Raw genomic sequence first — 289 nt, 5'->3', positions numbered from 1 at the left:
CGGCGTGTTCGGGATGTTCAACCGGTTCGTCGACCGGGAGACCGCCCGCTACGGCCGCGGCACCGCGGCCTTCATCCGTAAGTCCGGCCGGGTGATGCTGGTCTACCTCGCGCTGGTGGCGGGGGCCGCTTACGCCTTCGTCAACCTGCCGGAGGGCTTCCTGCCGGTGGAGGACCAGGGCTTCTTCACGGTCGACATCCAGACGCCGCCCGGCGCCTCCTACAACCGCACCATGGAGGCGGTCCGCAAGGTCGAGGAGCACCTGCTGGCGCAACCGGGCGTCGCCACC

The 289-nt window shown here is 70.2% G+C and carries 1 protein-coding gene; it reads left to right on the top strand.

The genetic code is table 11. The annotated features are described in order from the left end of the window. The coding region (locus tag ACLBXO_RS32195; RefSeq protein ID WP_447687965.1) for an efflux RND transporter permease subunit at positions 1-289 on the top strand (289 nt) is incomplete at both ends.

The organism is Methylobacterium sp. C33D (assembly GCF_053345825.1).
The sequence above is the reverse complement of the archived record's forward strand: the minus strand, read 5'-3'. Positions and strand labels throughout refer to the sequence as shown.